9 protein-coding genes are annotated in these 7,089 nt (G+C 42.4%); all 9 read left to right on the top strand.

The window, feature by feature from the left end; genetic code table 11:
• Window positions 1-646: FAD-dependent oxidoreductase (locus IEV85_RS11400; RefSeq protein ID WP_188463354.1), on the top strand; the 646-nt coding region annotated here is incomplete at its 5' end.
• Window positions 647-741: 95 nt separating this feature from the next.
• Window positions 742-2,031, top strand: a complete 1,290-nt coding sequence (gene cypC / locus IEV85_RS11395) for a CYP152 family fatty-acid peroxygenase CypC (RefSeq protein ID WP_229712571.1) — start codon at window positions 742-744, stop codon at window positions 2,029-2,031.
• Complete coding sequence (locus IEV85_RS11390) at window positions 2,024-2,662, top strand: cation efflux transmembrane domain-containing protein (protein ID WP_188463352.1); 639 nt, start codon at window positions 2,024-2,026, stop codon at window positions 2,660-2,662. The genes cypC and IEV85_RS11390 overlap by 8 nt, the downstream gene beginning before the upstream one ends.
• Window positions 2,663-2,799: 137 nt before the next feature.
• Window positions 2,800-3,594 carry a cation efflux transmembrane domain-containing protein gene (locus IEV85_RS11385; RefSeq protein ID WP_188463350.1) on the top strand — a complete coding sequence of 265 codons (795 nt, stop codon included), beginning with the start codon at window positions 2,800-2,802 and terminating at the stop codon, window positions 3,592-3,594.
• A 23-nt stretch (window positions 3,595-3,617) separates the two neighbouring features.
• On the top strand, window positions 3,618-4,616 hold the full coding sequence (locus IEV85_RS11380) for a sodium:calcium antiporter (protein ID WP_188463348.1): 999 nt from the start codon (window positions 3,618-3,620) through the stop codon (window positions 4,614-4,616).
• Window positions 4,617-4,619: 3 nt separating this feature from the next.
• The gene (locus tag IEV85_RS11375) at window positions 4,620-4,793 is read left to right on the top strand and encodes a hypothetical protein (protein ID WP_188463346.1); all 174 of its coding nucleotides are present in this window, start codon (window positions 4,620-4,622) and stop codon (window positions 4,791-4,793) included.
• 18 nt (window positions 4,794-4,811) lie between these two features.
• Window positions 4,812-5,168 (top strand): SpoIIAA family protein, encoded by a 357-nt coding sequence (locus IEV85_RS11370; RefSeq protein ID WP_188463344.1) that lies wholly within the window; start codon window positions 4,812-4,814, stop codon window positions 5,166-5,168.
• Window positions 5,153-6,493, top strand: a complete 1,341-nt coding sequence (nhaA, locus tag IEV85_RS11365; protein WP_155174784.1) for a Na+/H+ antiporter NhaA — start codon at window positions 5,153-5,155, stop codon at window positions 6,491-6,493. The genes IEV85_RS11370 and nhaA overlap by 16 nt, the downstream gene beginning before the upstream one ends.
• Window positions 6,493-7,053, top strand: a complete 561-nt coding sequence (locus tag IEV85_RS11360) for a methyltransferase (RefSeq protein ID WP_188463342.1) — start codon at window positions 6,493-6,495, stop codon at window positions 7,051-7,053. The genes nhaA and IEV85_RS11360 overlap by 1 nt, the downstream gene beginning before the upstream one ends.
• Window positions 7,054-7,089 lie beyond the last annotated feature (36 nt).

Genomic DNA, 7,089 nt, shown 5'->3' with positions numbered 1-7,089 from the left:
CCTTTCCGATAAAGAAGAAATATTGTTAGAAGGCGACTATTGCCTTATGGCCATTGGCCGGAAACCGTACACTACCAACTTAGGCCTTGAAAACATTGGCGTGAAAACCAATGAGAAAGGACAGATAACGGTAAATGAAAACCTCGAAACCAGCGTACAGGGTATATATGCTATAGGGGATGTGATCCAGGGAGCAATGCTTGCCCATAAAGCCAGTGAAGAAGGGGTATTTGTAGCCGAACGGATTGTTGGCCAAAAACCACATATTAATTATTCGCTCATCCCAAATATTGTGTACACCCAACCCGAGGTTGCAGGAGTAGGATTGACAGAGGAAGAATTGAAGAAGGCCAATAAAAATATAAAAACAGGATCTTTTCCGTTCAAGGCCAATGCAAGGGCAAAAATAAGTATGGACAACGATGGCTTTATTAAAGTAATTGCCGATAAGGAAACAGATGAGATATTGGGAGTGCATATGATAGGGCCACGCATTGCAGACAGCTATACTGAAGCGGTGGTGGCCATGGAGTTTAGGGCATCTGCCGAAGATGTTGCACGGATGTCGCACGGGCACCCCACATTTTCAGAAACCTTTAAAGAAGCTTGTTTAGCGGCAACAGAAGATAGGGCGTTACATATTTAATGGTCTTAAGTACATTGTAAACTAAATTATGCGGTATTTAGTCATTTAACCAAACTCAGATTACGTTGTATTAAGTTTAAGTTACTGGTTTAAAAATGAAAGATAAATTTTTTAAAGATATAAAGAACATGACAACTATTCCGAAAGACAAAAACTTCGATAGCAGTTTGATACTGCTTCGTGACGGCTATGAATTTATTCAGAAAAAGCGTGAAAATCTTGGGATTGATATTTTTAGTACCCGTTTGATGTTAAAAGAAACAATCTGCATGAGTGGAAAAGAAGCCGCGGAGGTTTTCTATGACACTGAAAAGTTTCAACGCAAAGGTGCTACTCCTAAAAGAGTGCAAAAAACATTATTCGGCCAAAAGGGGGTTCAGACACTGGATAATTCAGCACACAGGCAAAGAAAAGAAATGTTTATGTCTTTGATGAAGCCGGATAGCCTTCAACAGTTCTTAGAGATCAAAAAAGGTTATTGGGAAACATACATTAGTAAATGGGAGAAAGAAGAGCAAATAATATTATTTAATGAAGTACAGGAGCTACTCTGTCGTGCAGTCTGTTCGTGGTCGGGCGTGCCGCTGCGAGAAGAAGAAGTGCAACAAAGAGCAAAGGATCTTGGGGCTATGGTAGATGCCTTTGGAGCCATCGGTCCAAGGCACTGGCGAGGAAAGCAGGCTCGGAAAAGAGCTGAAAAGTGGATTGGTAACCTTATTAAGGAAATCCGTAACGGCAAAATTCATGTAGAAAAGGGCACTGCCGCCCACTCAATTGCTTTTCACCGTGAGCTTGATGGCAAATTGTTGGACACAAAGGTTGCAGCAGTAGAACTGATCAATGTATTAAGGCCCACCGTAGCCATAGCCACCTACATTATTTTTACTGGTCTTGCTTTACATCAAAATCCACAATACAAAAAAGAAATACAGACAGGGAAAGACAATCTGACAGAAATATTGGTACAGGAAGTACGAAGATTTTATCCATTTACCCCCATGGTAGGCGCCATTGTGCGAAAAGAATTTGAATGGAAAGGATATATGTTTAAGCGTGGCAGGCTGGTGTTGCTGGATATTTATGGAATGCTTCACGATCCTGAATTATGGGAAGACCCCCATGAATTTCATCCTGAGAGATTCATAAATTGGGACGGCAATCCCTTTACCTTAATTCCACAGGGTGGAGGAGAACATCTACACGGCCATCGGTGCGCGGGTGAATGGCTCACTATTGAATCGATGAAACAAGCTGTGGATTTTCTGATTAACCGGATAACTTATGAGGTACCCGATCAGGATTTGTCATTCAGTTTATCGCGTATGCCCACGCTGCCGCGCAGTGGCTTTATAATGGGAAACATAAAAAGCCAGCAATATGAGTGAAGAAGACGAAATTCAACTTAAAGCCGATAATAAAGCTGAAAGGAAAGTATTAAAACAAGTACTGGGAATCAATATGTTCCAGGTGGCATTGGCCGGTATTGTTGGCTTTATTGCAAATTCCACAGGGCTATTGGGTGCCGCGCTTGACAACCTGGCTGACTCAGCCGTTTACATTGTGAGCATTTACGCTGTGGGTAAAGGTGTTGTAGCTCAATCACGTGCTGCAAACCTTTCCGGTGTTCTTTTAATTGGACTGGGTCTGCTTTTGTTAGGTGAAGTAATCAGGCGTTTTGTTACAGAAGCCGAACCAATTGGCTGGGCGATGATCATTACGGCTATAGTAAATGCGGCAAGTAACCTGCTTGCCTTGCGCTTGCTGAAATCTCAAGGTGAAAGAGGCGTGCACATGAAGGCCTCCATGGTATTTACCAGCAACGATATGCTGGTGAATTTAGGCATTGTGTTATCCGGTATAGCAGTGATGCTGTTAAATTCTCCACTTCCGGATTTGATCATCAGCCTTATTGTGGTTGGAGTGGTGCTACAGGGTGGATGGAAAATTCTTAAACAGGCACGAAGTGCTCGTAGGAAAGGTGTTGCAGCTTCGGAATACAATAATCAGAAGAGGTAGGCCGAATGCTCAACCATATGATTGAAAACCCCGAAAAATATAAACCAAGAAATAAATGACGGTACCTTTTGCAAACTGCCAACTGCTTTTGCCAACTATTTTTGACCAACTAAACTAACGGGTAAACAAAACAACACTTGAAAAAAAGCACATTCATAATAACAAAAATGGACTGCCCCTCAGAGGAGCAAATGATCCGCATGAAACTGGAGCCCTATAGTGAGGTAAAGCAGCTTTCATTTGATATACCCAATCGTAAACTGGAGGTATATCATACGGAAGAAGTGGACAAGATCCATCAGGCCATAAGCGAACTCAAACTCAACGACCGACTGGAAAATACCGAAGATGAAGCCGTGCTGCCCTTGGCTGCTGACGATACCCAACAGCGAAAAATACTGTGGTGGGTACTGGGCATCAATTTCAGCTTCTTTATAATAGAAATGACTACCGGCTGGATTTCCAACTCTATGGGACTCATAGCCGATTCACTGGATATGCTGGCAGATTCCATCGTGTATGCACTAAGCCTGTTTGCTGTGGGTGCAGCAATGTCTCGCAAGAAAAAAGTAGCTAAAATCAGTGGCTATTTTCAAATGGGTCTGGCACTATTAGGCTTTTCAGAAGTATTGCGCAGGTTTTTCAGCGAAAGCGAAACACCGCTGTTTCAATGGATGATCGTCATAGCAGTACTGGCCCTCATCGGCAACCTTGTGTCTCTTTGGCTGATCAATAAAGTCAAAAGCGAGGAAGCCCACATGCAGGCCAGCGCCATATTCACCTCCAATGACATTATAGTGAATGGCGGAGTAATCCTGGCGGGGGTGTTGGTTTATTTTCTGGATAGCAAATGGCCCGATTTGGCCATTGGGGGAATTGTGTTCGCCTTTGTGATGAGGGGGGCCGTAAGGATTTTGAATTTAGCTAAATAAGTAGAACCGATAAAAATAGAAGAATGAGTACATGGTTATGGGCAGGAGTTTTAGTAGTAGCCGCCTGGGCTGCACACTGGGGAGCAGACCAATTGCTTACACCGCTCAAAATGTTGCGTAAACAATGGGGACTTACCGCTTCGGCAGGAGCTACTTTCCTTGCGATTGTTACGGCAAGCCCCGAAGTAGCGATCAATATCACCAGTGCTGCTCGGGGTGTATCAAATATAGGCTTAGGAAACTTACTAGGTTCTAATATCATCTCCATTCCCCTCATGGTTACGATAGCCTATTTTGCTTCACGAAAACAATTTAAAAACAACCCCAAACATCAGCAACATCTGGATGCTAATTTATTGGCTTTAAACAAGCGTTCCGTATCCGTTTTGTCACTGCCATATTTGGGTATAATCGCACTGGTAGCTGTACTAACCTTACCAAAAGCCTGGAGGGGCTTGCAGCCCATTGACGGATGGATCATGCTCGGGGCTTATGGTGTTTTTTTAACCCACGCTATTGTCAAAGGAAGAAAAGAAGGAGAAAAAGTAGAATGGACACAAAAGAAAATATGGCTTTCCATTGCCGGGGCATTTGCCATAGCGGCCGGGGCATTTTTCATTGTGAAAGCCACTGAGAACATCGTTTCGGCTTTGGGTATATCAGAGATTGTCGGAGGACTATTCATCACCGGTATTATGACCACCGCACCTGAAGTATTTAAGACCTGGAGTGTGGTAAAGGGTGGAGAGGTTACCGCAGGTACCACAAGTGTTATAGCCGACAATGCCATTACCATGACGGTTGCATTCTTCCCCCTGGCACTGGTCAGCACTCCGGTACAGGATTTTCAATTGTATTGGGTTAACCTGGCCTTTGTTGGCTTGATGCCACTGCTTTACAGCCTGTTTGTTCATCAAAGCAAAGACCTGCATGGTTTCAGTAGATGGCAGGTATTCGTTTTTGATGGAGCTTATTTGGCCTATTTGTTTGTTATGGCATTTTTTGTCTTAAAACTTTTTTAACCGATGAAGGAAGAACTATTCAAAGACTACCAAAAACGCCTCAATGCCCTGGAAGAAGGCATCAGGGATGCAGTCCTGAAATATGCCGAAGAGCTCTACCTGAATCAAAAATGCTCTAAAGATGAAGCCATTGATCGGGCCATTGCTAAGGTTGAAATGGAAAGAAGAAAATTGTAACTAATAATATAAACCAACATGCTAACAATATTAGAATTTACCAAAAACAATGTAATAGCTACGAAAGCTCAGGAAAACCTGACTGAAGCTGACATTCAAAAAATTCACCCGCTGATTCATAACATCGTGAACCGTGGACAGAAAGTACGGTGGTACTTTGAGATGGAAAATTTTTCCGGATGGAAATTCAATGCCTTCTGGAAAGATTTAAAAATGGATATGTCTCACGCTGACGATTATGAAAAGATTGCTATGGTGGGCGACAAAAAATGGCAGGATTGGATCACTCAGTTCATGAAGCCATTCACCAATGCTGAAATCCGATACTTTGATAGTGAACAAAAAGAAGAAGCAAAGGAATGGATCAATCAGTAGATAGGAATAATACCGGGTTAGCATACATCAGAGAGACTGCCCGCAAGTTTCTGGATAGGGAAACCTCAGGTGGTTTGCTTTTAATTGCAGCTACTATTTTCGCTTTGGTTTTGGGCAATTCCCAATGGGCCGATGCATATCACCACTACCTCACTGACGAATTTATTTTTGAGTTTTCAGAGCATTTCAGTTTTGGACTGACCATAGAAGAATGGATCAATGACGGGCTGATGGCCATATTCTTTTTAGTAGCCGGTATGGAGCTGAAGCGGGAAATTATGGTGGGTGAATTGTCTTCCTTCAAAAAAGCTTCAATGCCACTTTTGGCTGCCTTAGGTGGTATGACCATACCGGCTTTGATTTTTGTCAGTCTCAATACTGGAACAGAGAATATTAGCGGTTGGGGAATACCTATGGCTACCGATATTGCCTATTCCTTGGGTATCATCGGTTTATTGGGCAAAAGAGTGCCGTCACAGCTTAAAATCTTTCTGGTTGCTCTCGCTATAGCTGATGACTTGGGAGCCATATTGGTCATAGCCCTGTTTTACAGCAATGAGCTGAGTTGGTTATTCCTTGGTACTGGGGTCGGCATATTTATATTATTAATGCTGTGCAATCGGTTTGGTGTAAAAAGCTTAATCTGGTATATTTTAGGAGGCTTGGCCTTGTGGTACTGCTTTCTCAATTCCGGGGTGCATCCTACAATAGCAGGGGTACTCTTCGCCATCACCATTCCAGTAAAACCCAAACTGGACAGCAAAATCCTGAAAGAGCGTACCGCTAAGAATGTGGCCGCACTTGAAGAAACGGACATTGAGAACCGCGACCCCATGCAGGATATTCGTCAAAGAAAAATACTAAAGGACATAAAAACAGATACTGAAAACTCAAGGCCTCCTTTGCTTAAGCTGGAGAATGCATTGATCAATTTTAACGCCTTTTTTATCATTCCTGTATTTGCCATTGCCAATGCCGGGGTGAAGTTGGATGTTGGGCTTTTAGAAGTGGCTTCCAGTTCTTTAGGCTTGGGTATTGTTTTAGGTTTAGCAATAGGAAAGGTCATGGGAATCAGTCTTTTTGCTTTTATTGGTGAAAAGTTCGGCCTCTCAGAACTTCATGCCACTCTGCGCTGGAAGCATATTATCGGCATGGGCATGATAGCTGGTATAGGTTTTACCATGTCACTTTTTATTACGAATCTGGCGTTTACAGACCCTGCGTTGGTGAAGGTCTCCAAGATCAGTATTTTAATTGCCTCATTGATTGCGGCTGTGGGAGGAGTGACCACCTTATTATTTACAAAACCCAAAACTGAAAATTAATGATACATTTAAGAATATTTCTGCCTGTATTTTTCCTGCTTTACTTTTTGCTCACATTTTTGATGTACGCGCCAAAACGAAAAGATAAACCACCAAAGCTTAAAACAGTTACTTTATTAAATAACCTGATATGGCTTTTGGTGATTGCTCTTACTACAATTTTCTCGCTGTTTCCTGAGATTTACCATCAATATGTTGTGCCTTTTGAAGCCTTAAAAACCCATACGCTAAGTTGGGTAGCTATTGGAATTATGACCGTTGCTTTCATGATTGTATTTTCTGCCAAAAACTATCAGCGACTGTCCAGAGGCAGTGAACGAAGAGGTTGGCTATTGCTTACAAAAGGCATCTATTCTAAAACAAGAAACCCGCTGCATCTGGGGCAATTAATCACGCTGATAGGCTTTTTTCTCTGTATTCCCAGCATCTATTCAGGTATTATATTATTACTTGGAGCCTTTATCGTATTTGTGAGAGTCGGACTAGAAGAAAAGGTACTAGAAAGTGTTTTTGGAGAGGATTATCTGGCATACGAGGGGAAAGTGGGAAGGTGGGTTTAAAGAACCAGTCAAGCCTGATATGTAATATCGAGCTTG

This window comes from Marivirga lumbricoides (genome assembly GCF_014636295.1).
GTDB classification, from domain to species: domain Bacteria; phylum Bacteroidota; class Bacteroidia; order Cytophagales; family Cyclobacteriaceae; genus Marivirga; species Marivirga lumbricoides.
This window is presented reverse-complemented; position numbering and strand designations above follow the sequence as displayed.

Coding starts and splice junctions, on each gene's coding strand:
- cypC (WP_229712571.1), top strand. CDS start 742: ATGAAAGATAAATTTTTTAAAGATATAAAGAACATGACAACTATTCCG.
- IEV85_RS11390 (WP_188463352.1), top strand. CDS start 2,024: ATGAGTGAAGAAGACGAAATTCAACTTAAAGCCGATAATAAAGCTGAA.
- IEV85_RS11380 (WP_188463348.1), top strand. CDS start 3,618: ATGAGTACATGGTTATGGGCAGGAGTTTTAGTAGTAGCCGCCTGGGCT.
- IEV85_RS11375 (WP_188463346.1), top strand. CDS start 4,620: ATGAAGGAAGAACTATTCAAAGACTACCAAAAACGCCTCAATGCCCTG.
- IEV85_RS11370 (WP_188463344.1), top strand. CDS start 4,812: ATGCTAACAATATTAGAATTTACCAAAAACAATGTAATAGCTACGAAA.
- nhaA (WP_155174784.1), top strand. CDS start 5,153: ATGGATCAATCAGTAGATAGGAATAATACCGGGTTAGCATACATCAGA.
- IEV85_RS11360 (WP_188463342.1), top strand. CDS start 6,493: ATGATACATTTAAGAATATTTCTGCCTGTATTTTTCCTGCTTTACTTT.